The organism is Halomonas sp. HP20-15, from assembly GCF_033446685.1.
Lineage (GTDB): Bacteria > Pseudomonadota > Gammaproteobacteria > Pseudomonadales > Halomonadaceae > Modicisalibacter.
Genome location: NZ_JAWQLY010000054.1, coordinates 1 through 238, shown reverse-complemented (window position 1 = coordinate 238; position 238 = coordinate 1). Strand labels below are relative to the sequence as shown.

The 238-nt window shown below is 63.4% G+C and carries 1 tRNA gene; it reads right to left on the bottom strand.

Going from position 1 to position 238, the window contains the following annotated elements:
- Window positions 1-77: transfer RNA gene (locus R6258_RS18835), tRNA-Asp, on the bottom strand.
- Between the last annotated feature and the right edge of the window lie 161 nt (window positions 78-238).

Genomic DNA, 238 nt, shown 5'->3' with positions numbered 1-238 from the left:
TGGCGGACCGGACGGGACTCGAACCCGCGACCTCCGGCGTGACAGGCCGGCATTCTAACCGACTGAACTACCGGTCCACTTTCAACGCATCTGGCTGTCACCGCCGTCGATACGCAGCTACCTGGTCAATCCGAGATCGCCGGGCGAAATCGGCACGAAAAATGGCGGACCGGACGGGACTCGAACCCGCGACCTCCGGCGTGACAGGCCGGCATTCTAACCGACTGAACTACCGGTC